Source organism: Candidatus Nitrosoglobus terrae, assembly GCF_002356115.1.
Classification (GTDB): Bacteria; Pseudomonadota; Gammaproteobacteria; order Nitrosococcales; family Nitrosococcaceae; genus Nitrosoglobus; species Nitrosoglobus terrae.
In genome coordinates, this window is the sequence record NZ_AP014836.1 from 1,745,059 (window position 1) to 1,767,012 (window position 21,954).

At 42.2% G+C, this 21,954-nt stretch carries 25 protein-coding genes; 11 read left to right on the forward strand and 14 right to left on the reverse strand.

Annotated elements, in window-relative coordinates; all coding sequences use genetic code 11:
* Nucleotides 1-1,047 (forward strand): glycosyltransferase, encoded by a 1,047-nt coding sequence (locus TAO_RS08245; RefSeq protein ID WP_096527453.1) that lies wholly within the window; start codon nt 1-3, stop codon nt 1,045-1,047.
* Between the two features lie 6 nt (nt 1,048-1,053).
* Here TAO_RS08245 and TAO_RS08250 read toward each other — a convergent pair whose 3' ends face one another.
* On the reverse strand, nt 1,054-2,049 hold the full coding sequence (locus TAO_RS08250; RefSeq protein ID WP_096527454.1) for a glycosyltransferase family 9 protein: 996 nt from the start codon (nt 2,047-2,049) through the stop codon (nt 1,054-1,056).
* An 851-nt stretch (nt 2,050-2,900) separates the two neighbouring features.
* Nucleotides 2,901-3,872 (reverse strand): RNA-guided endonuclease TnpB family protein, encoded by a 972-nt coding sequence (locus TAO_RS08255; protein WP_096527455.1) that lies wholly within the window; start codon nt 3,870-3,872, stop codon nt 2,901-2,903.
* Between the two features lie 31 nt (nt 3,873-3,903).
* On the opposite strand from TAO_RS08255, the gene TAO_RS08260 reads away from it, so the two are divergent.
* Nucleotides 3,904-4,524, forward strand: coding sequence for a TetR family transcriptional regulator (locus TAO_RS08260; RefSeq protein ID WP_096527456.1), 621 nt, complete (start codon nt 3,904-3,906; stop codon nt 4,522-4,524).
* Between the two features lie 78 nt (nt 4,525-4,602).
* On the opposite strand, the gene TAO_RS08265 is transcribed toward TAO_RS08260, so the two are convergent.
* Nucleotides 4,603-5,316 (reverse strand): MgtC/SapB family protein, encoded by a 714-nt coding sequence (locus TAO_RS08265; RefSeq protein ID WP_096527457.1) that lies wholly within the window; start codon nt 5,314-5,316, stop codon nt 4,603-4,605.
* Between the two features lie 182 nt (nt 5,317-5,498).
* Between TAO_RS08265 and TAO_RS08270 the strand changes: the two genes are divergently transcribed.
* The 4 genes from TAO_RS08270 to TAO_RS08285 are packed head-to-tail and all read left to right on the forward strand — an operon-like array spanning nt 5,499 to nt 7,352.
* Nucleotides 5,499-5,954 (forward strand): periplasmic heavy metal sensor, encoded by a 456-nt coding sequence (locus TAO_RS08270; RefSeq protein ID WP_096527458.1) that lies wholly within the window; start codon nt 5,499-5,501, stop codon nt 5,952-5,954.
* Nucleotides 5,955-5,975: 21 nt separating this feature from the next.
* Nucleotides 5,976-6,569, forward strand: a complete 594-nt coding sequence (locus TAO_RS08275; protein ID WP_096527459.1) for a sigma-70 family RNA polymerase sigma factor — start codon at nt 5,976-5,978, stop codon at nt 6,567-6,569.
* Nucleotides 6,570-6,576: 7 nt separating this feature from the next.
* Nucleotides 6,577-6,927 carry a hypothetical protein gene (locus tag TAO_RS08280; RefSeq protein ID WP_096527460.1) on the forward strand — a complete coding sequence of 117 codons (351 nt, stop codon included), beginning with the start codon at nt 6,577-6,579 and terminating at the stop codon, nt 6,925-6,927.
* Complete coding sequence (locus tag TAO_RS08285; protein ID WP_096527461.1) at nt 6,924-7,352, forward strand: periplasmic heavy metal sensor; 429 nt, start codon at nt 6,924-6,926, stop codon at nt 7,350-7,352. The genes TAO_RS08280 and TAO_RS08285 overlap by 4 nt, the downstream gene beginning before the upstream one ends.
* Before the next feature lie 140 nt (nt 7,353-7,492).
* On the opposite strand, the gene TAO_RS08290 is transcribed toward TAO_RS08285, so the two are convergent.
* The 11 genes from TAO_RS08290 to TAO_RS08340 form a co-directional block, all read right to left on the reverse strand.
* Entirely contained in the window at nt 7,493-8,653 is a 1,161-nt protein-coding gene (locus TAO_RS08290; RefSeq protein ID WP_096527462.1) for a PEP-CTERM sorting domain-containing protein, read from the reverse strand.
* A gap of 495 nt (nt 8,654-9,148) precedes the next feature.
* Nucleotides 9,149-10,258, reverse strand: a complete 1,110-nt coding sequence (gene hisC, locus TAO_RS08295; protein ID WP_408607625.1) for a histidinol-phosphate transaminase — start codon at nt 10,256-10,258, stop codon at nt 9,149-9,151.
* A 2-nt stretch (nt 10,259-10,260) separates the two neighbouring features.
* Nucleotides 10,261-11,565 (reverse strand): histidinol dehydrogenase, encoded by a 1,305-nt coding sequence (hisD, locus tag TAO_RS08300; protein WP_096527464.1) that lies wholly within the window; start codon nt 11,563-11,565, stop codon nt 10,261-10,263.
* Nucleotides 11,558-12,199 (reverse strand): ATP phosphoribosyltransferase, encoded by a 642-nt coding sequence (gene hisG / locus TAO_RS08305; protein WP_096527465.1) that lies wholly within the window; start codon nt 12,197-12,199, stop codon nt 11,558-11,560. The genes hisD and hisG overlap by 8 nt, the downstream gene beginning before the upstream one ends.
* Nucleotides 12,192-13,493 (reverse strand): UDP-N-acetylglucosamine 1-carboxyvinyltransferase, encoded by a 1,302-nt coding sequence (gene murA, locus TAO_RS08310; protein ID WP_096527466.1) that lies wholly within the window; start codon nt 13,491-13,493, stop codon nt 12,192-12,194. The genes hisG and murA overlap by 8 nt, the downstream gene beginning before the upstream one ends.
* Before the next feature lie 51 nt (nt 13,494-13,544).
* Nucleotides 13,545-13,772, reverse strand: coding sequence for a BolA/IbaG family iron-sulfur metabolism protein (locus TAO_RS08315; protein ID WP_096527467.1), 228 nt, complete (start codon nt 13,770-13,772; stop codon nt 13,545-13,547).
* Between the two features lie 171 nt (nt 13,773-13,943).
* Nucleotides 13,944-14,246: an STAS domain-containing protein gene (locus tag TAO_RS08320; protein WP_096527468.1), complete on the reverse strand. Its 303-nt coding sequence runs from the start codon at nt 14,244-14,246 to the stop codon at nt 13,944-13,946.
* Nucleotides 14,247-14,819 carry an MlaC/ttg2D family ABC transporter substrate-binding protein gene (locus tag TAO_RS08325; RefSeq protein WP_231910635.1) on the reverse strand — a complete coding sequence of 191 codons (573 nt, stop codon included), beginning with the start codon at nt 14,817-14,819 and terminating at the stop codon, nt 14,247-14,249. It abuts the gene before it with no gap.
* Nucleotides 14,820-14,948: 129 nt separating this feature from the next.
* Nucleotides 14,949-15,419: an outer membrane lipid asymmetry maintenance protein MlaD gene (mlaD, locus tag TAO_RS08330; RefSeq protein ID WP_096527470.1), complete on the reverse strand. Its 471-nt coding sequence runs from the start codon at nt 15,417-15,419 to the stop codon at nt 14,949-14,951.
* A 2-nt stretch (nt 15,420-15,421) separates the two neighbouring features.
* A complete protein-coding gene (mlaE, locus tag TAO_RS08335; protein WP_096527471.1) occupies nt 15,422-16,204 on the reverse strand; it encodes a lipid asymmetry maintenance ABC transporter permease subunit MlaE in 783 nt (260 codons plus the stop codon).
* A complete protein-coding gene (locus TAO_RS08340; protein WP_096527810.1) occupies nt 16,201-17,085 on the reverse strand; it encodes an ABC transporter ATP-binding protein in 885 nt (294 codons plus the stop codon). Before TAO_RS08340 ends, mlaE begins: the two co-directional genes overlap by 4 nt.
* Before the next feature lie 379 nt (nt 17,086-17,464).
* On the opposite strand from TAO_RS08340, the gene TAO_RS08345 reads away from it, so the two are divergent.
* The 5 genes from TAO_RS08345 (at nt 17,465) to lptA (ending at nt 21,949) form a co-directional block, all read left to right on the forward strand.
* Complete coding sequence (locus TAO_RS08345) at nt 17,465-18,292, forward strand: MlaA family lipoprotein (protein ID WP_096527472.1); 828 nt, start codon at nt 17,465-17,467, stop codon at nt 18,290-18,292.
* Between the two features lie 135 nt (nt 18,293-18,427).
* Entirely contained in the window at nt 18,428-19,438 is a 1,011-nt protein-coding gene (locus TAO_RS08350; protein WP_096527473.1) for a KpsF/GutQ family sugar-phosphate isomerase, read from the forward strand.
* 13 nt (nt 19,439-19,451) lie between these two features.
* Nucleotides 19,452-19,985, forward strand: coding sequence for a 3-deoxy-manno-octulosonate-8-phosphatase KdsC (kdsC, locus tag TAO_RS08355; RefSeq protein WP_096527811.1), 534 nt, complete (start codon nt 19,452-19,454; stop codon nt 19,983-19,985).
* Nucleotides 19,918-20,565: an LPS export ABC transporter periplasmic protein LptC gene (lptC, locus tag TAO_RS08360; protein WP_231910636.1), complete on the forward strand. Its 648-nt coding sequence runs from the start codon at nt 19,918-19,920 to the stop codon at nt 20,563-20,565. The genes kdsC and lptC overlap by 68 nt, the downstream gene beginning before the upstream one ends.
* Entirely contained in the window at nt 20,543-21,949 is a 1,407-nt protein-coding gene (gene lptA / locus TAO_RS08365; RefSeq protein WP_096527474.1) for a lipopolysaccharide transport periplasmic protein LptA, read from the forward strand. The genes lptC and lptA overlap by 23 nt, the downstream gene beginning before the upstream one ends.
* Nucleotides 21,950-21,954: the final 5 nt, after the last annotated feature.

Genomic DNA, 21,954 nt, shown 5'->3' on the forward strand with positions numbered 1-21,954 from the left:
ATGAAGATTTCCCAGATTATGCTCTCCAAAGGATTCGGGGGCGCAGAGCGCTATTTTGTGGATTTATGCTTAGCGTTAACAGCTGCTGGACATCAAGTTCAAGCCATATGTCATCCTAAATTCCAACAGCAAGGGCTATTAGAGCATTGTCCTCAACTTACCTTGTCATCCGCGCGTACCTATGGCCCTTGGGATAGATGGGCAGCACATAAAATTAAACGGCGAATCGCCTCTTTTCAACCTACACTGATTCATACTCACCTCGCGCGTGGTGCTTGGATCGGCGGTAAAATAGCGGCAAATTTAGACGTTCCTTCCTTAGTCAATATCCATAACTATGTAAAGCTTAAACGCTATACTTATATCGACACGTTTATACCTTCCACCATTGATCAAGAAAAATTCTTAATTAATGAAGGAATCTCGCCAGAAAAAATCGTTTGTATACCTCATTTTTCACGGCTACAGCCAGTAGATACTCCCCATATCCTTACCAATAATACCCCCGTCTTTGCTACCCTAGGACGTTTTGTAAAGAAAAAAGGTATGGATGTACTTCTACGCGCCTTTGCCCATTATATTAACCAAGGAGGACAGGCTAAACTTCGTATTGGAGGCGCAGGAGAAGAAGAAGAGGCACTATTTCGCTTATGCCAAGATTTACATTTATCTAAGCAGGTGGAATTTTGCGGCTGGATCAATGATATAAGTGAATTTCTAAGCCAAGCAGATATTTTTATCTTACCCTCTCTGCATGAGGCTTTTGGTATCGTGGTGTTAGAAGCTATGGCCTTAGGGGTACTTATTATTACTACTCGTACCCAAGGCCCTTTAGAGATTCTAAACCCAGAGGCTGCTTATTTTGTGGAGGTTGGAGATAGTATTGGATTAGCAAAAGCGATGGCAGAGGCTGCTGCTCATCCTCAACTCGCCCATCAAAAAGCCGCTACCGCTCTAGCATTATTCAAGGATAAATATACACTTGCAGCGGTGCTCCCTAAAATACTGCAACTTTATCAAACAATAGAGGCACGTTCATTTATTTAAATTTATTTACAATAAACCATCATTACGAATACAGGCTAACACTTTTTCCGGGCTTAAGGCTACCAAACACTGATGTGCCCGCTCTGTAGGGCACTGAGGCAGGTAACAGGGACTACAAGACACTGAATGGGTAAGTACCCGCTCCTTCTGGCCAACAGCGTGACTACGTTGCCAATCAGTAGGCCCAAATAGTGCATACACTGGAGTACCCGCAGCCGCTATAATATGCATAGGGGCTGAGTCAGTAGTAATTGCAAATCGAGCTTGGCGCGCCAGTGCAGCAAGTTCCAAGAGAGAGAAAGCTTCTGAAGCATCGATACCGATCACCTGAGCTAATTTTTGATTTAGACTAGAATCCTCTGCACCGCCTATCCAAATCACCGCTAACCCTTGCTGCTCAAGTATGGTTGCTAAGGTGATAAAATGAGCTTCTATCCAGCGCTTACTTTCCCAACGAGCGCTAGAACCAGCATGAATTAGGATCATATCCCGTCCTAGTAATTTTTTTTGAGCTAGCCAGTCACGAACTACCCAATATTGCGCCCCACCAGCACCCAGATAAGGGCTAGTGGGAGCTATAGGTAAATCCGCTGCTTCTAGTAATCTGTTAAGACGGCTAAAACTATGAACTTCGCCCGCTACAATACCCCGATTAGGGGGACAATGAGTATAGGGAAACCCAGACCCAAGACCGTAGCGCTCATTCGCGCCAGAAAGCGCTACCATTGTTTTACTACGATCACTTCCTTGCAGATCAAAGAGGATTTGAAAAGATTGGCTGCGTATCCATTGAATTGGAGCGGCTAGAGACTTAAGGCCTCTTCTTGGAAAAGATTGAATTTTTAAATAAGGAAATTCTGTAAACAGAGAAGCAAATTCAGGCGCCGTTAATAGCCAAACCTCTTTAGCTTTAGAATAATACTCCATAATTTGCTTTATATGGGGCATAGCAATAATCACATCTCCCAAGGCTCCCAGCTTGACAATCAGTACTTGTTCCATGTAATTTACTATATATGTGGCCTTAGTTTAAATAAATTAAAATTTTATCAAAATGTAACATCAACAACTTGACTGACAAAAAGTAAAATAAAACCAATAACCATTTATGAAACGCTTAACATCAATGATGACGATGTGAGGCCTAGTGAAATTATAAAATAAATTACTCCTGCTACATGAAAAACCAATCCTAAAAAACATCTAAAAATGTTGTAAACCGCTATAAACCTAAATGTTATTATATACTAATATTTATTAGTTTGATTGCCGTAGGGCTATGAACAACTATTTTTACAACAGGCAAAATATGTAACAATTCGTTGTTAACAGTGTTTATAATTTCGTTTATTATCCTTTTAGATCATTTCTAATTTTATTTCAGGTCTACCATTGGTATATGAGATCAGCTAGCAATAAAACTGACACTAAATCAATGCGCTACAACGTAGGCAAATAAACTTATAATTAAATTTCGAATGTAGGTCATAAAACTTAGATTTTCTTTCATCGGTATGATAACATAAATTTGATATAAAATCAAACAGACAAGACCCATTGCACCTAATAAAAGTAAATATAAACTAATAAACCCGATACCCATAGATAAAATGGATTGGATTGTAACGTTATCAGAACTTAGTATTTGCAGAGGCGTAGTATTTTCCTAAAACTAAAAAATTAAAGATTTGTCCATTTTTTACGGGTACCTACAACCGTGTTTTAACTGATCTTCCAATTCGGTATCAGAGTTAACGGTTTACGCTTCACGACCGGCTAACCTGTATCGGTTAACCTGAATTCTCGCTTGCTACGTTTTTCTTGCTTCATCCTAGCCCGTATTCTCATTTAGCTTATACTAAACAAGCTTCCGGTTTGTCTGCCAGTCCACAAGCTTTAATTCCCGTGCGCCTCACGGTATCCTGTCTGCCCGACCTGTCTTGCCGACAGGCAGACAGGCAGGTTAGTGCTTTCTGTAGGATAACTTTAGCTGCTGCACTATCTCTATCATGATGAGCATGACATTCCTTGCATTCCCATTCTCGGACATTTACCAGCAGTTTCTCACCTATTGAGCCACAATCAGGGCAAATGCCAATAGAGCGTTCAAACCGGCCTATGGTCATTAATTGTCTACCATACCATTGGGCTTTATAGGTCAGTTGACAGCGTAGCTCAGACCAATCGCAGTCCCCAACCGCTCTCGCTAGCTTTCCGTTGGCCATGATGCCACGCACGTTTAAGTCCTCAATTGCTGTTACTTGGTTTTCGCGTACGATTGAAGTACTTAAGTCGTGCAGAAAATTCCCTCGCTTGCTGGCTATTCTTTGGTGGATACGGGCTACGCCTATTCTGTTTTTGGCTCTGTTACTTGAGCCTTTTACTTTTCTTGATAAGTCCCGTTGTGCAGATTTAAGCTTACGTAGATACTTGAAATAAAACTTCCTTGGTTTAACTCTATTACCGTTGCTATCGGCTATGAAGGGGGTTAACCCAAAATCTAACCCTATCGCTTTATCGGTTTCAGGGGGATTAATGACATCTATGTAATCACATTGAAGTGAGATAAACCATTGTCCTGAAGAATTACAAGATACCGTAGCACTATTTGGGGTTACGGGTATCTCTTGAAAGCTCCAGACTACTTTAACCTTGCCTAGTTTCGGTAAATCATTTGGTTTAAAGATTTTAGCACCTCTACGTTTATCTAACGTATAACAGCAAGACTTTACTTGATGACGCTTTTTAAACCTTGGGTATTTGCTTTGTTTAGAGAAAAAGCGCTTAAGGGCTTCATCTTGTGTCCAGAGTACATTAATATACATACATGTATGTATATTAATGTAAGGGTTAGTTATGGTTCGGAGGACAAAAGAGGATGCTCAAGAAACACGGGAAAATATCCTAGAGGCTGCATCTATTATCTTTGTAAAAAAAGGAGTAGCTAAGGCAAGTCTTGAGGAGATAGCCCAAGAAGCTAGAGTCACACGGGGAGCAATATACTGGCATTTCAAAAATAAGATGGATATTTTCCAAGCACTTCATGATCAGCTGTATAAGCCATTAACAGATATGATCTTACAAGATTTGGAAAAAGGACACCCAAATCCATTAAAGCAGCTAGAAGAGCTATGTGTAAAATTACTTATAGATTTAGAGCATAATGCTCAGAAAAAACGTATTCTTACTATTTTTTTCCTAAAGTGCGACTACTCTGGCGAAATGGAAGAAATTCTAAGGAAGCAAAATGCAAGAAAAATAGAAAGCTTTAGCTTATTTACTCGTTATTTCGAGCGCGCTCAGCATAAAAAATATTTACCCCCTGAGACTAATCCAAAAATTCTTACCTTATCCATCTCTTGTTATTTGACTGGCATTGCTCAAGAGTATATCCGTAATCGAGGCTATTTTAGCTTGGAAGAACAAGGGCCTGCTATGATGCGGCAGTTTTTTGCAGGGTTTAGTAAAAAAGTATAATCTCGGAGATGATTCAATATTTTTCAATGAATATGCTTCCTAGAGCGAACTCGCTTTAGCTAAATATAATAGGAAAATCTACTTTCTTTCCTCGCCAGTGGGTGAGAGGTGGAATTCTTTAACCGACTTCAGCCGACCCAAAACCTCCGCTAATCTACTGATATTGGAGGCACGATGGGTACAAATAACCATACTGTATTCGAAGAATTCCTTATCACCATTTAGCCAATACTTAAGATTTGACATAGTAAAACCATACTCAGCAATAAGGTGTCGTACCTCAGCTTCTGGCATCCTATCGCTATAAGCAAAGCGTACGATCAAATAAGCATAGGACTGCGCTGGAATTTTAGTCTCAATCCATTTAAAAACAGACAATATCCCCAGAGTAAGCAAAGCTGCTAACGCAGCTGGAAAATAAAAACCAATACCAATCAGGATACCAATAGCGGCAGTTGCTAAGATAGAAGCGGCGGTAGTAAGACCCCGAACTGACCCTCCATCCTGCATGATAACACCAGCGCCAAGGAAACCAATACCCGTCATGATTCCTTGTGCCATCCTAGTGGGATCCATACTGGTATGTCCTAGGGCGGCACTTGAAAGCCAATGGGTTTCGTATACTGTAATGAGCATCAGTAGGCAGGTAGAAAGACACACTAACGCACAAGTACGAAACCCAGCGGGCCGACTATGATAGCTTCGCTCAAGGCCAATGGCAGCCCCTACCAAAAGCGCTGCCAATAACCGTAAAATAAGCTCATTATAGATCCCATTGAAAACATTCTGCATATTATCCCACCCTGAGTCTTCCCCTGTTTTTTACTTTAATACATGTTTTAAATAACAAGCACAACTTCCGGCATAGCATCTACATAATTAAGCGTAGACAGCGAAGGTTTTTCATTATCAGATCGTATAACTCTATGTATCCTGAAATCAGGGGAACATTAACTACCTAAAAGAGGAAGGAAATGAAAAGATTACTTATTGCTATACTCGCCACCTCACTTATTACTGGATTTGCTACTGCAAACGAGGGTAAAGAAGGCGATTGGAAACAACGCCACCATGAACAAATGGAACAGGCGCTTTCCCAGATTCCACAAGATAAAGCAACATTGGTAAGGAACTGGATGCAGCAAATGAAGCAAGAAAGGAAAGCCGCCCATCAACAGCTAAAGGAGTTACATAAGCAAGTAAAGACAATAGCATCAGCCGAGACTTTTGATAAGGGAGCCTTCCTCGCTAAAATGACTCAAATTAGGCAGATCAAATCCCAAAGAGCAGAAAAATACGCCCTAACAGCCGCTGATCTAGGCGAAAAATTAACAGCTCAAGAACGTAATACGCTGCTAAAAGCCTTTAAAGGTCATGATGGCCATGGCCATCACAACGAAAAACAAGAGGATCAGCACCACAGCAACTAAGAGGACGCAGCGCCAAGTAGGATGGCTATAGCCTCCATTATCCAAGAGAGCGCTATTTCGACTCTTGCTAGAGAAGAGGATAATTGCGGTGATGCCATCCTTATGGGGTGGGTGCGGCAAGGAAATCATACCGCATTCACTCGCCTTGTTGAACGCCATGCAGAGCGATTCTATCGCCTTGCTTATCGCTATCTACAGCACCGCCAAGAAGCTGAAGATATCGTACAGCAATCATTCACCCGATTATGGGGGCAGCCAGAATTATGGAATCCAGCAAAGCAAGTGCAGTTTACTACTTGGTTTTATCGAGTCATTATCAATGCCTGCCTAGATGCGCGTAAGGGGCGACGTATATGGGTGGAGGTGTCAGAAGAGATTAATGATACTGCGTTATTGCCCGACGATAGGCTGCAAAAACATGAAGAACAGCGGGTACTAGAGCGTGAGATTCAAGCATTACCCGAACGGCAACAAACTGCATTAAACCTCTGTTTCTATGAAGGAATCAGTAATCAAGAAGCGGCTGAAATCATGGGCATAGGACTTAAAGCACTACAATCGCTCCTCATACGCGCTAAAACCACATTAAAAGAGCGGATGAAAATCTGCCTGTGAGCAGCCAATGGAGCATGAAGAACAAGAAGATCAAGAAGCATTAAAGCTGGATAGACTGCTTAAGCAGCGAGCAGAGCCTCCAGAATCACCAAAACTAGTAGCCCGTATTATTGGAGCAACAATGCAGTCTGTACCCAAAAAACAAGTTTACCCCAATCTAGGAGGCATAATGGGGCTACTCGCCGAAGTCATACCCCAACCCATCCATATTCTCTTCACTGTGCTACTCTTGGGTTTTCTATGCGGGTATGTGATACCACTGCAAATATCGGACTCAATCCCTTCCCCTCTGCAGCTGACAAAAACCTTAGCGCAAGATTTTTTCATGACTGATGAAACTGAAACACTTTTTCCATGAAAAAATTAAAGGGATTACTCGCCGTTTCATTGCTCACTAACGTCATGCTTGGGGGGATAATTGTAGGCCATCTCTCTCACCGTTGGGGTCATAGTATGATCACTGCCATACAAGAATCACTTAAAACCTCTAGCCTACCAAAAGCACGGCAGGAGGCGCTCCAAATGCAGCTCGTCAAGGTACGGCAAGAAGGGAAAGCTACTCATAAAGAGATACGCGCTGCGCATAAGGCGTTGCTGGCTATATTGGCAGCTCCCGTATTTGATGGACAAGCCTATGATATCCAGATTGATCACGTACATACTTTGTACAGTCAGCAACTGAATCGGGTCTCAAAGACCATTAAGGAAACAGCAGAAGAAATGAATCCCGCAGAGCGAGCCGCACTGGCGGATGCACTGCGGCATTTATCCCAAAAGAAATAATAGCCACCTAATATTATCTGTGTAGATATTAGAGCGGCGCTGCTGAAGGGTAAAAGAAGCTCATCATCACCCCTCAGCAGCGCCAGTGGTACTTATCCTCCGATTAATCTGGGGAATATTTTTCTACGACGTTTTACCGCTTACCCTTCCCTTCTGGTCTGCCGTCGGCCTATGATACCTAACAACCCTAGCCCCAAGCTTAAAAGAGCCAGACTTGAGGGTAGAGGTACACTCGCTGTAGTAGGAATAGCTAGGAAGGGAACATCAACACTACCATTATTAGTTGCCCCTGTTCCCAAAATCCAGCCTTGATTATTAATACCAGTTGCTTGATTTAAGCTGCTAAACATCGTCTTGCTCGCAGGCGTGAGTAAATTATACAGATTATACTGAGCTCCCTGATCGTCGAGAAAAGCGCCACCACTACTGCTCTGGCCTACTATTTCGCCACTATCATTGATACCATAACCCGTGCCACCTAAAGAAATAATCTGACCAGTACTAGGATTATAAAGCCCAAAACTCCCCACTGCCTGACCGCTATTATTAATAGCATAGCCCGTACCCCCTAGGGAGGTAATTTTGCCGGTGGTGGGATTATAAAAGCCAAAACTCCCCGTAGCTTGACCGTTATCGTTAACAGCGTACCCTGTCCCTGCCCCTAAATTAATCCCTTTATCCGTATTAAAATTAAAAATAACCGCATCATTCCCAATCTGACCAATGGCTTGATTATTGTTACTGATACCATAAAATTCGCCGCCTGTTACTGTTATCTGATCTGGTGATACCGGCTGGCCGGTGCTTGGATCTGTTACAAAGCCATCATTGTTTATAGCATAGGTTTGATATATACCATTATTGTCTAATCCGACTGCTAACCCCGTACCCCCACTAAAGACGGCCGCAGAACCCCCAAATGAGTTCCCTGGGGAGGTGAAGGCGCTACCCGCTACCTGACCGTTGTTATTCAAATCATTACCAAAATAATCTCCATCGCCTGGGGATACTGGAGAGCTAGTAAGGAAGTCACCGTTGTTAAGATTGGTATAAGAACTAACAAAAACATCAAAACCGGCCTGCTCTGCATTAATCAGTAGCTGGTTATTATTATTAATCCCACTAACACCAGTAAAACCAGGTACGCTTGGGCTAAGTTCAATCACCCTATAAGAAGGCACGGCCCAAGCGCTGGAAGTAGTAATCACTCCGATTAGAATCAAACCAGTACAAAGCAGTGCCTTGAAATAAGGCCCTATCTTAGAGGCACCCTTTAAGCTTTCTAGATAAAGAAATTTCATATAATAAAACCTCTCTAATAATTGAAATTCGAAATGATGATAGATCCATTATTAAGTTTACTTTACTATGTTATCTATTCCATAAAAGATTAGGCAAAACCCATGCCTGTATTGTTTATATTTATGATTTGATGAAATATCAAAAATATATATAGCTATCTTTATAAGTAAAAGTGTAAAAATTTATGACAATTTTATCTGGCTATAACAGGAGTATCCTAACCGCTAAAGGCTTATTAAAAGCTGGGTAATTATGATTATTTTCCTAATAAAATCAATTCAATAACCGTAATAGCTTAATAGCAATGACCTTAATTTACTTTCGATAAAATCAAGTTTAGGGGAGAATGTTAAATTAATTGACAGTCAGGCCAAGGTGAGGATAGAGAAGCTGCGAGCACCTTAGGGAACCTTGCCCTATGGCTAATTATCATGAACTCAGTCAGTGTAAAGATTTAGAACAGTGGGGATAATAATAAGCTGTTGTGAGGTATTCTACTTTTTAGCTTTCGCGCCTTGAACTTTATCTTCGTTGATTAAAATATCTTTTAGAGTCTCGATAAAAATACGATTTTCCTCTGGAGTGCCCACCGTCACTCGAAGACAATCTGCTAGTAACCCTCCATGACTAGAGAGATTTTTAATCAATATCCCTCGGGATTTAAGGGCAGTAAAAATCTCCTGAGCTTGATAAGGGAGAGTACGGAATAGAATAAAGTTTGCATCGCTAGGATATATCTGAAGCCCCGGTAATTGCTGCAAAGCATGTTGCAGCGAAGATCGATCGGATCGAATATTTTGAGCTTGGCGATCTAATTCCCCTCCATGCTTCAAAGCAAACTCAGTGCTAACTTGGGTGAGCAGGTTAATATTATAGGGCAATCTTATCTTTTCCAGCTCTCTCATCCAAATGGGGCTACCCACTAGCATTCCTAGTCGAAGGCCCGCTAAACCTACCTTAGAGAGGGTTCTCATCACCAGTAGCTGATCATAATCACTTAATTGAGGCATAAAAGTTTTGCCTGCAAATACACTGTAAGCTTCATCTACTACCACCAACCCCGGAGCTGCTTCAATAATCGTTTGAATTTCTTTCTCTGAAAAAAGATTACCCGTGGGGTTATTCGGGTAAGCCAAAAAAACTACTGCAGGCGCTTGCTTTTGGAGTACCTGCAGCATTGCAGGTAAATCCAAAGAAAAATCATCTCGAAGAGGTACGCCTTGATAGCGCAACCCAAGCATGGTTGCAATTTGACGATACATGACAAAGGTGGGTTCAGGGGCAACAATCACCCGATCTGAGCCTGCCACAGCTAACAATATCATCTGAATGATCTCATCAGATCCATTGCCTAGAATGATCTCTTTATCCTTGGGCACTTCCATATAGTGCTGGAGTCTTAGCTTAAGGCTTCGGGATTGAGGATCGGGATAGCGATTGACACTTACCTCTCGCAGCTGTGCTAACCAAGCCTCCACAAGCTCAGGGGGCCAAGTGTAAGGATTTTCCATAGCATCTAGCTTAATTAACCCTGCTGCATCCATCACCTGATAAGCAGAGAGCTGCCGTACTTCAGGGCGAATCCATTGATCTACCCGGTTCATTATTATTTTGCTTTTAAACGGTATTCTGCTGAACGGGCATGAGCGGTGAGTCCTTCGCCACGAGCTAATACGGAAGCCGCCCGGCCTAAAGTTTGGCTACCTTGAAGTGAGCACTGAATTAGGCTAGATCGTTTTTGAAAATCATATACGCCAAGGGGTGAGCTAAAACGGGCGGTACGAGAAGTAGGCAACACATGATTCGGACCAGCACAATAATCCCCTAGACTCTCAGCGGTATATCGTCCCATGAAAATAGCACCCGCATGACGAACACGAGTCACTAGCGCTTGCGGATCTTTTACCGATAACTCTAAATGCTCAGGGGCAATAAAGTTAATAACCTCTAGCGCCTGATCCAAGCTCTCCACTTCAATGAACATACCGCGAGATTGTAAAGAGGCAGTAATAATTTCCCGTCGCTCAAGCGTAGGTAGTAGCCGTACCATAGCCTGCGCTACTTTATCCAGAAAAACAGGATCGGGGGAAATTAGAATAGCTTGTGCATCCTCATCATGCTCGGCTTGAGAGAATAGATCCATGGCAATCCATTCTGGGTCCGTTTCTCCATCGCAGAGTACCAGGATTTCAGAAGGACCGGCAATCATATCTATACCTACCTGACCAAAAACTAAACTTTTCGCTGCCGCGACATAGATGTTGCCAGGACCTACGATCTTATCAACCCTTGGAATAGTTTCTGTACCAAATGCTAGGGCAGCAATAGCTTGAGCACCTCCAATAGTAAATGCCCGATCCACACCTGCGATAACAGCCGCAGCCAGTACCAGATCGCTAACTTCACCATGGGGTGATGGAACAACCATAATGAGCTCTGAGACTCCAGCTACTTTTGCCGGCAGAGCATTCATCAGCACTGAAGAAGGGTAAGCCGCTTTACCGCCTGGAACATAAAGACCCACCCGATCTAAAGGCCTTACCTGTTGGCCTAGGATAGTGCCATCTGCCTCGGTATAAGTCCAAGATTCTTGTTTCTGATGATGATGGTAAGCCATAATACGCTCGGCTGCCATTTCCAGTGCTTCCCGCTGTACTATGGGAATAGTAGCCAGTGCAGCTTGAAGACGCTGAGCTGATATTTCAAGCTCTGTAGCGCTTGCTATCTTTAAGTTATCAAAGCGCTGAGTATATGCTAATAAAGCAGTATCTCCTTGAGTACGAATAGCATGGATAATATTGCGTACCACGCCTATCACTGCTTCATCGGCGATACCCTCCCAAGATAAGCGCTGCTCTAAACGGGGCCAGAAATCTTTCTGGGCGATGTTCAACCGAGTAATATTAACCATTCTGCCTCTCCACCGCTCTAGCTATAAGATGGATAAATTCCTTAATTCGCTGATACTCAATCTTCATTACTGCCTTATTTACGACCAAGCGGGAACTAATATCGGCAATATGTGCTAACAGAACTAAGCCATTTGCTTTAAGTGTATTTCCAGTATCGACTAAATCTACAATACGATCAGCAAGCCCTACTAAAGGAGCTAGTTCCATCGAGCCGTAGAGCTTAATCACCTCCACCTGCTCACCTTGCTCGGCGTAAAAACGGCGAGCACTATGAACATACTTAGTAGCAATCCGCAAATGTCTGGATTTTGCTGGTATCTGAGGTTTACCAGCAACTACCATACGGCAGCGAGCAATTTGCAAATCCAAGGGTTCATATAATCCATTCCCAAGATGCTCTAACAACACATCTTTTCCTGCCACACCCAAGTCAGCCGCCCCATATTCAACATAGGTAGGCACGTCAGCTGCTCGGATAATGATGAGCTTAAGATCGCTTCTATTGGTATCAAGTACCAGTTTACGGCTAGTTTTTGGATCATCAATAGGGTAGATATCAATAGTAGCCAACAGCAATAGCATTTCATCAAAGATTCGCCCTTTAGAAATAGCTAACTTAAGGGGTTCAACCATAGGCCGCCGCACAAGCATTGCTAGAAACAATATGGCTCGGAACGCGACGAATTTTTGCCCCTAGATTCTGTAGTTTCTCTTCAATGCATTCATAGCCACGATCTATGTGATAAATACGATCCACAGTTGTTACGCCCCGAGCTACTAGCCCAGCTAAAACCAAACAAGCCGAGGCTCGGAGATCAGTTGCCATTACTGGAGCACCAATAAGCGTTTCCACTCCACTGGTAAACGCTGTATTACTTTCTAGCCGAACTACAGCTCCCATACGCTGTAGCTCCTGAATATGCATAAAACGATTTTCAAAAATAGTCTCAACAATAGCCCCACTTCCTTTGGCAATAATATTTAGCACAGTAAATTGAGCCTGCATATCAGTAGGGAAGGCGGGATAGGGAGAGGTACGAATATCTACTGCCCGAGGTCGACGACCTTTCATATCTAAGGTAATCCAAGTATTCCCTGTATTAATTTCAGCCCCAGCTTCCTCTAGCTTTAGCAATACCGACTCTAAAATTTCTGGGCTTGTATCCTTAAGCTTTACACATCCACCCGTTAAAGCTCCAGCTACTAAATAAGTTCCCGTTTCAATACGATCAGGAAGTACTGTATGGCAAGTTCCCTTTAGAGAATCAACGCCTTCAATAATTAAAGTAGAGGTACCCATACCACTAATCTTGGCACCCATTTTATTAAGAAAATGAGCCAGATCTATTACTTCTGGCTCACGGGCAGCATTCTCTATAAAGGTAGTCCCTTTAGCTAAAGTTGCAGCCATCATTAGGTTTTCAGTCCCTGTTACCGAAACTCGATCCATTAATACCCGCGCCCCCTTCAGTCGTCCTTGTATATGAGCACAAATATACCCTCCCTCAACTTTAATATTAGCCCCCATTAACTGTAAGCCATGGATATGAAGGTTAACTGGCCGAGAACCAATAGCACAGCCGCCAGGTAAAGATACCTCGGCTTTTCCATATCGAGTCAATAATGGCCCTAATACTAATATAGACGCTCGCATTGTCTTTACTAAATCATAAGGAGCATAAAATTCTTTTAGCTCACGGGTATCTACTTCAATATTAAGCTGCTCATCCACTGTAAGCTGGGCTCCCATACGCCCAAGTAATTCCATGGCTGTAGTAATATCATGTAAGTGAGGAATATTACAGATTTTAATTGGCTCATCGGCAAGCAGGGTAGCGGCCAACATAGGTAAAGCAGCATTTTTAGCGCCTGAGATTCGAATCTCTCCATTAAGGGGGGTACCACCGGTTATCAATAACTTATCCAATAATACAATTCCTAGATATTTCTATTTTTTATAAGCTGAGCAGAAAAATTTCTAATTTTCTCCAGGTGCTTGGGTACGTAGAGCTAAGGCATGCAACTTAGATTTAAAACTATCACCTAACGCTTGATATACCATCCGATGGCGCTCAAGTAAGCTTTTATTACTAAAGTGCTCATATATTACAAGAGCCTCAAAGTGGAATCCATCCTCGCTATATACGGTTACCTCCGCTCCAAGCAAGCTCGTTTCTATCATATGTTTGATTGTATTAGCGTCCATTTAAGTTATTCCAATTTAAATCCGTATAGGCAAAAAATTCCTATTCATAGCCTGAATAGTATATTCCTCTTTCTTCTATTTCCCTGCGCTTAAAAGACTCTTTATAAAGAGTCTATTGAGCTAAGAATGCTCAAATATAGAAAGATAACTCCTGAGAAAATAACTACCTCCTCAGCGTAGACGGAAGACTTGATCTAAGTTGTAAGATTTAGCAAGCGCTAGCATTTGATTTGGGATATTTAAAAATTGAAGCGTTTTATTTTTTCTGCTTGCATAACGCACCCACGCAATAAGCAGAACAAGGCCAGCACTATCGGTATGGGATATTTCCTGTAAATCAATATAAAGATCTTCTCCCTCCGTCATATCAAACAAAACCATTCCTTTTTCATCAACCCCTGATACGGTATTAAAGGTCAATTCACCTATAATCCGAAAATCTCCGTTTTGTGCTGATTCAATATGCAAAGCCATTTATGCTCCAGCTTTCTTATTTTTTTCAGCTAGCTTTTCAATCAATTGATCAAGCCCTCCATTTCGAATTTGAGAAGCAAAATCAGCTCGATAATTGGTCACTAAACTCACACCATCAACGGCAACATTAAAAATTTTCCAGCTACCATTTTTATTATAAAGATGCACATTCATGAGTATAGAAGGACTGCCCTCACCTGGCTGAATTTCAAGTCGCACTATAGTATCATTTGCTTCAGCCGATCCACGGATCGGTAAATAATGAACCTTCTGCTCAGAGTATTTCAGTAAAGCTACAGAATAGGTTCGTACTATAAGTACACGAAACTCATTCGTAAACCGTTGTCGCTGCTCTAGCGTAGCTTGCCGCCAATACTTCCCTAAAGCCAGCTGGGCTACACGCCAAAAATCAAAATGAGGTACTACAATATTCTCAACTATAGAGTAAATACGATCAGGGTGATCATCCAACTCTTTTTGATGCGCTTTAACCGTTTTTAACAAACGATCTGAGGTTTGTCTCACTAGATCCTGGGCAGAGGCTGTAGATAAACCGTCAGCAGAAACTGACAAGGGCGTAGCCCCCCACCCAATTATCACTAATATCAAGATAGTACTATATAGCTTTCTCTTGTGATTCATTATCTAGTTACTCAATGGTAATGCCATTAAAATAAAGCCAGCTAAATTCCATTAATCCACTTACTTAGAATCCCCAGCAGCCTTACTGTAAATAAACTGGCCAATAAGCTTCTCTAACACTAAAGCAGATTGAGTAAGGGTTATCTCGCTACCTTCCTTAAGATAAGTGTCCGATCCCCCTGGCTCTAATGCAACATATTGCTCCCCAAGTAACCCTGCTGTGTAAATACTCGCCGAAGTATCATCCGGTAGATAATCATACTCAGAATTAATTCGAATGATTACCTCTGCTTCGTAGGTTTGGGGATCAATCTTTATTGAGGCAATTCGACCTACAGTTACCCCAGATAGGGTAACCGCAGATCGCACTTTAAGCGTTCCAATATTCTGGAATTTTGCAGTTACCGAGTAGGTATTTTCTTTATTAATGAGACTTAAATTACTTACTTTTATGGCTAGTATAAATAGTGCTATTAGACCCGCAGCTACAAACACACCCACAGTAAGCTCCACCGCTGGAGATTGTCTCATCGTCATCCAGCCCCAAACATTAATGCCGTTAGTACAAAATCTAGTGCTAACACGGCAAATGCGGAATGGACAACCGTACGAGTAGTTGCTTGAGCCACTCCTTCAGAAGTAGGAATCGCATCATAGCCCTCAAAAACCGCTATCCAAGTCGCTACAACTCCAAATACAATACTTTTAATAATACCGTTAAGCACATCTTCCTCCCAATCAGTCTTAGCTTGCATCTGTGACCAAAAGGCACCGTCATCTACTCCTAATAATCCTACACCTACAAAATACCCTCCTGCTACCCCCACAACACTAAACATTGCTGTTAGCAGAGGCATAGAAATACAGCCAGCAAAGAATCGAGGCGCTGCAACTCGGCGTATTGGATCAACCGCCATCATCTCCATTCCAGAGAGTTGCTCGGTAGCCTTCATTAACCCAATTTCAGCAGTCAGGGCAGATCCTGCCCGCCCAGCAAAGAGTAAAGCACTAATCACTGGCCCCAATTCCCGAACTAAAGAAAGAGAGACCATTACCCCTAGCGATTGTTCGGCTCCAAAATCCACGAGCGTATTATAACCTTGAAGTCCCAACACCATACCCACAAAGACCCCAGACACCACAATAATAGGTACTGTTAATACCCCCACTGAGTACATCTGAGCAACCACTAAAGAGAACCGCAGTAACAAAGTAGTACAGCTAAGGAAAAGCTGGATCAGAAAAAGGTGGCTACGGCATAGACGTTTAAAGGTTCCTATTCCCTGATAGCCTAAATAACGAAGAGATTTAATCACGTAGGCTCCACTATAGCACGTCGTTTAAATAAGGATTTAACTCCACTTAGAAAATGAGAAGAGGCTCGCTCTGCCCCTGCCAATAAATCTTCACTGTAATCTATACCTGGATAATGAAATGGCACAGGCCCATCGGGTAAACCCTGCATAAACTGTTTAACCGCTGCTGAATTAGAGCAATAGATTTGTTCAGGTGCACCATGATCTATTACTTTTCCTTCCGATAAAATATATATATAGTCCGAAATAGAGGCAGCTTCTTGGACATCGTGGGAGACGATGATACTCGTTAGACCTAAAGCATCATTAAGCTCGCGTATCAGCTGCACCAAGGTACCCATAGAGATAGGATCTTGGCCAGTGAAAGGCTCATCATACATAATTATCATGGGATCTAAAGCAATAGCCCGGGCTAAAGCAACGCGACGAGCCATACCTCCAGAGAGTTCATTAGGCATCAGGTAACGAGCGCAGCGTAAACCCACGGCTTGAAGTTTAATAAGGACTAAATCTCGAATCATAGATTCAGATAAACGGGTATGTTCGCGTAATGGGAAAGCGACATTATCAAATACGGAAAAATCAGTAAGTAAAGCGCCCGTTTGAAATAACATGCCAATACGTCGACGTAAAGCATAAAGCCTCCTACTAGATAAAGTAGGGACATTACAGTTATCCACTTCAATTGTACCTGAATGAGGGTATAGCTGTCCGCCGATCAACCGTAACAAAGTAGTTTTACCTGTTCCGCTAGGCCCCATAATAGCCGTTACCTTACCCCGCTGGATATCAATATCAATGCCCTTAAAAATAGGACGGCTGCCATGGAAGAAATGCAAATCCCGAATTTTTACTAAAAGTGTATCAAATTCTGTATTCATACTCATTAACTTATTGATTTCATTTTCCATTAACTCAGCTTACCATCATTCCCTAGGCAGCTAAAGAACATACTTAGGTCAAAACCTAAGACTCATTTTTAGTTTTCCTAGCACATCAATTTCGCTATATTTAAGGAGTACGATAATTAATTCATTAGCGTTATAGCTTTAAAGTTGATCCACGTTCATCTACCATGCGATGATAGGGATTACTTAGATTTCAGGTTGAAAACTATCAAAAATATAGTGGATATTACCCAGAGATCAATGAAAAAATATATTTTATCAGGAATTAAGCTAGCTATTGGTGTTAGCAGTAGATCTTTAAATCTATAGCGAGCTATTAAAAATCTACTTTGAACGTAAATCGATCGGAATCATGAACTGGGCGCCTATAATAACATCGTGGAATCGATATAAATTACTACTACTTATTAGCTTATTAGCTGGTTGCACCGCCGTAGCCCATAAAGATCCCAAAGATCCCTATGAGAGCTTCAACCGCTCGATGTACAAATTTAACGATAAGGTAGATCGCCATTTTATGAAACCTGTAGCTAAAGGTTATCATAAAGTCATACCGGGGCCCGTTAATAAAGGTATCTCTAATTTCTTTAGCAATATTCAGGATTTAATCGTCACTGCAAACGATATCCTTCAAGGAAAATTTCAGCAAGGATTAACGGATTTTGCCCGTTTTTTAACTAATACCACTGTGGGGGTAGCCGGTTTTATTGATGTCGCAAGCTCAGGTGGTATGGTGAAACACGAGGAAGATTTTGGGCAAACGTTAGGGGTTTGGGGCTTTCATACTGGTCCTTATCTGGTACTGCCTTTTCTGGGACCAAGTTCTGTTAGAGATGGGGTTGGTCTGGGAGTCAATGCAGCTGCTTGGCCTGTTACCTATTTGAACAATCTGTGGATACAAACTGGGCTGTCTGGCGTACGAACAATAGATCTCAGAGCAGATCTTCTTCAAGCTACGGATATCTTGCAACAAGCAGCTTTAGACCCCTATGTTTATGTTCGCGAGGCTTATCTGCAGCGCCGGAAATTCCTAGTATATGACGGCAAAATACCTGAAAGTGAAATGTCTAAGGAAGAAGAATTCGAATTTGATGATGAAGGTGCACCTGAAGAGCCTGCCGAAATTCCTGCTCCAGTTCCTACTGAGATCCCCTCAAAACCGCTATCATCACAGAAATAAGATTATCAGCAACCATATCCCTAAGCTAGCTCAGCTCATATAATATAGTTAGGGAAAAACCCTTAACCGCTCAGCTTTTGCGCCCTGTTAATTCTAGAATAACGCTAGAAACGTTTTATTAGCTCAAAAATTACTATGACACCCCATCCATTAGGCTTATCTTCAATAGGCGACGATATCGATAAACGACTCGCCCAGTTAGGAGCAGCAGTCATTGAAACTGAAGCTAACGCAGTTGCTGCATTAAAATCTAGGATTAATAGTTATTTTGTTACTGCTTGTAAATACATGCTGGCCTGCACAGGCCGTATTGTTATCCTCGGCATGGGTAAATCAGGCCATATCGGCGCTAAAATTGCGGCAACCCTTGCTAGCACCGGTACCCCTGCTTTTTTTGTCCACCCTGGAGAAGCTAGCCATGGGGATTTAGGTATGATCACTGAAAAAGATGTGGTGCTAGCTCTTTCCAATTCCGGAGAAACTGAGGAGATTTGTGTTCTACTCCCCCTTATAAAACGCCTCGGTATTCCATTGATAGCCTTAACCAGCGAACCACAGTCGACCCTTGGAAAAGCAGCTGATATTCACATTGACATCAGCGTAGAAAAAGAAGCTTGTCCATTAGGATTGGCTCCAACTGCAAGTACCACAGCAACCCTGGCAATGGGTGATGCTCTCGCTATTGCCTTATTAGAGGCGCGAGGATTTACGGCAGAAGATTTCGCTCGCTCTCATCCGGGGGGCCGCCTAGGACGGCGTCTCCTGCTTCGCATTAACGATATTATGCACACAGGGGAAGAAATTCCAATTGTTACAGATGAGGTTTCCCTGAGTAGCGCTTTACTGGAAATGACTCGAAAAGGATTAGGAATGACCGCTATAGTGAATAAACAAAATTGCGTAGCAGGAATATTTACCGATGGTGATTTACGTCGAACTCTAGACCGAGAAATTAATATCCATACCACACCTATTACCCAGGTAATGACCATCCACTATAAAACCATGAGTCCTGATCTGCTTGCAGCTGAGGCATTACAAATGATGCAACGTTATCGTATTAATGCGCTCTTAATTGTTGATCAGTCCCAGCATTTAATTGGTGCTTTAAACATGCACGACCTGCTTCGAGCAGGTGTCTTATAAAGAGGCGATTAAATTGCTTCACCCTACGCATGATATCTTAGACAAGGCTTTAGTAATAAAGCTTGCTATTTTCGATGTTGACGGAGTATTGACCGATGGTGGACTCCACTTTGGCAGCAATGGCCAAGAGTATAAAGTTTTTCACGCACGGGATGGTCACGGGATGAAAATGCTCCAGCATACGGGAGTTAGGATTGGAATCATTACTGGCCGAACCTCGCTAGTTGTTGACCATCGCATGAAAGATCTCGGAATAATTGATGTCTATCAAGGACAACAACCTAAGCTACCTGCTTATGAACACCTACTACAAAAATGTAAACTCCAACCCCATGAAATTGCTTATGTAGGCGATGATTTAGTGGATTTAGCCATCATGCAGCGAGTAGGGTTAGCGATTACTGTCCAAGATGCTCATCCCCTAGTCAAACAGCATGCCCATTGGATTACTCCTAACGTAGGCGGACGAGGTGCTGCTCGTGACGTCTGTGAACTCATTATGGAAGCTCAAGGCACTTTCAAAGCGTTACTGGAGAGTCATTATTAAATCAGCGCGCACTTGGGGTATTGTAGCGCTTGTACTTATCGCCACTTTAACCGCTTGGGAATTATTGCGTGAAGAACCTACATCCCAGCCCAGCCTTAATATCGATTCAAACTCACGTACTATAGATTATTTTATGGAGCAGTTTATCTCAACAGTGATAGATCAGAAAGGTTTACTTCTCTACCAATTATCAGGCGCTTATATGGCTCATTATCCCGATAACGACACTATAGATATCACTGCACCTCACATGTTGTTTTATCATCAGGTTGCAACTCCCAGCTGGGATGTTATTGCTGAGCGGGGGCTGACTAATAGCAATGGTGATGAAATTTATCTTCTGGGTAAAGTAATTATCCATCAACTTAAGGACAGCTCCCAAACCAGCCACATGAAGATATTAACTCGAGATGTACGAGTTGAGCCTGCTGCAAAATATGCTGAGACTCAGCAGCCAGCTACTTTATTAGATAATTATGGAAGAACTGATGGTATAGGCGCCAGAATCTACTTTAAAGAGGAGCGTGTAGAAATTTTATCTCAAGTTAGAGGAGACTATGCCGCAGCAGATAAGCCTTAGATTAATAATTTTTTGGCTTATTACCCAAAATCTAGCTTATGAAACTGCTTTAGCTTTCTCTAACGATTCAGGGCAACCCATTCATATTGAAGCTGATCGAGGGGAGCTAGACAACCGCAAACAGGTTGCTATTTATTATGGTAACGTACACCTTACCCAAGACAATTTACGTATTGACTCCGATACGCTTACTATTTTTTATACTCCAGAGAAAAAAATCAAGAAAGCCATTGCGGAAGGTCAGCCTGCTTGGTATCGGCAGCAATCTAATGATGATAGTGAAGATATGCGAGCTAAAGCCCTCAAAATAGAATACCATGCCGATAATGCCACTATCTATCTCTTCCAAAAAGCCCATGTTTGGCAAGGTACAAACGAGTTTACTGGAGATCGGATTGTATATGATACAGAGCACCGTATTGTCAGAGGCCAAGGCTCTAAAGCTGGATCTGGGCGTGTACACGTTACTATCCGCCCTGATGAAGTCGAACCCTCACCCAATAATTCTAACTCTACTCCTAAAAACTCAGATTCTACACCATCTCTAGCAGCTCCTCCTAAAAATCAGGTAGCCGATAATCAGCAGCTTAAAAGCGGAGAAGATCAAGGCCGTACCACAGATTGGCTGGCTTTATACGATAGCGCTAATATTAAGAGTAACCAAATAATACTTCTCCAGCCACGTACTCAAGTCACCATTATTAATCGCAAAGATGAGTGGCTCCATATCACTACGCTCATAAAAGGTGAGCTGCTAGAAGGCTGGGTCGAAAAGAAGTTTATTCGGTTACCTGAATCAAATACAGATTCTATATCCTCCTCTCCCATCCCTATAGAATCTTCTAAAAATCAGGTAGTTAAAAATCAAAAATCTGAAAGCAGGCAGGCTCAAAATCGTACCACAGATTGGCTAAATTTATACGCTAGCACTGATATTAAAAGTAACAAGGTAGCCCGTCTTCAGCCCCAGACCCAAGTCACTATTATAGATCGCAAGGATGAATGGCTCTATATCACTGCTCTTGTAGAAGGCGAGCTACTGGAAGGTTGGGCTGAGAAAAAATTTATTCAATTACCCGAAACAAGTATGAATTCTACGCACCCCTCTCCCATCCCTATAGAATCTTCTAAAAATCAGATAGTTAAAAATCAAAAAATTGAGATCGGACAAGATCGGGGTCGCACTGCAGATTGGCTAAGTTTATACGCTAGCGCTAATATTAAAAGTAACAAGGTAGCCCTTCTTCAGCCCCATACCCAAATCACCATTATAGATCGCAAAGGAGCCTGGATCTATCTCACTGCCCTCGTAGAAGGCGAGCTACTGGAAGGTTGGGCCGAAGGGAGATTTATTCAACTACTAGAGTCCAGTCAGCCGAAATAATTACA

Excerpts from the sequence above, each read along its gene's own strand:
- TAO_RS08245 (WP_096527453.1), top strand. The coding sequence starts at position 1 with ATGAAGATTTCCCAGATTATGCTCTCCAAAGGATTCGGGGGCGCAGAG.
- TAO_RS08250 (WP_096527454.1), bottom strand. The coding sequence starts at position 2,049 with ATGGAACAAGTACTGATTGTCAAGCTGGGAGCCTTGGGAGATGTGATT.
- TAO_RS08255 (WP_096527455.1), bottom strand. The coding sequence starts at position 3,872 with ATGTATATTAATGTACTCTGGACACAAGATGAAGCCCTTAAGCGCTTT.
- TAO_RS08260 (WP_096527456.1), top strand. The coding sequence starts at position 3,904 with ATGGTTCGGAGGACAAAAGAGGATGCTCAAGAAACACGGGAAAATATC.
- TAO_RS08265 (WP_096527457.1), bottom strand. The coding sequence starts at position 5,316 with ATGCAGAATGTTTTCAATGGGATCTATAATGAGCTTATTTTACGGTTA.
- TAO_RS08270 (WP_096527458.1), top strand. The coding sequence starts at position 5,499 with ATGAAAAGATTACTTATTGCTATACTCGCCACCTCACTTATTACTGGA.
- TAO_RS08275 (WP_096527459.1), top strand. The coding sequence starts at position 5,976 with ATGGCTATAGCCTCCATTATCCAAGAGAGCGCTATTTCGACTCTTGCT.
- TAO_RS08280 (WP_096527460.1), top strand. The coding sequence starts at position 6,577 with ATGGAGCATGAAGAACAAGAAGATCAAGAAGCATTAAAGCTGGATAGA.
- TAO_RS08285 (WP_096527461.1), top strand. The coding sequence starts at position 6,924 with ATGAAAAAATTAAAGGGATTACTCGCCGTTTCATTGCTCACTAACGTC.
- TAO_RS08290 (WP_096527462.1), bottom strand. The coding sequence starts at position 8,653 with ATGAAATTTCTTTATCTAGAAAGCTTAAAGGGTGCCTCTAAGATAGGG.
- hisC (WP_408607625.1), bottom strand. The coding sequence starts at position 10,258 with ATGAACCGGGTAGATCAATGGATTCGCCCTGAAGTACGGCAGCTCTCT.
- hisD (WP_096527464.1), bottom strand. The coding sequence starts at position 11,565 with ATGGTTAATATTACTCGGTTGAACATCGCCCAGAAAGATTTCTGGCCC.
- hisG (WP_096527465.1), bottom strand. The coding sequence starts at position 12,199 with ATGGTTGAACCCCTTAAGTTAGCTATTTCTAAAGGGCGAATCTTTGAT.
- TAO_RS08315 (WP_096527467.1), bottom strand. The coding sequence starts at position 13,772 with ATGGACGCTAATACAATCAAACATATGATAGAAACGAGCTTGCTTGGA.
- TAO_RS08320 (WP_096527468.1), bottom strand. The coding sequence starts at position 14,246 with ATGGCTTTGCATATTGAATCAGCACAAAACGGAGATTTTCGGATTATA.
- mlaD (WP_096527470.1), bottom strand. The coding sequence starts at position 15,419 with ATGAGACAATCTCCAGCGGTGGAGCTTACTGTGGGTGTGTTTGTAGCT.
- TAO_RS08340 (WP_096527810.1), bottom strand. The coding sequence starts at position 17,085 with ATGAATACAGAATTTGATACACTTTTAGTAAAAATTCGGGATTTGCAT.
- TAO_RS08345 (WP_096527472.1), top strand. The coding sequence starts at position 17,465 with ATGAACTGGGCGCCTATAATAACATCGTGGAATCGATATAAATTACTA.
- TAO_RS08350 (WP_096527473.1), top strand. The coding sequence starts at position 18,428 with ATGACACCCCATCCATTAGGCTTATCTTCAATAGGCGACGATATCGAT.
- lptA (WP_096527474.1), top strand. The coding sequence starts at position 20,543 with ATGCCGCAGCAGATAAGCCTTAGATTAATAATTTTTTGGCTTATTACC.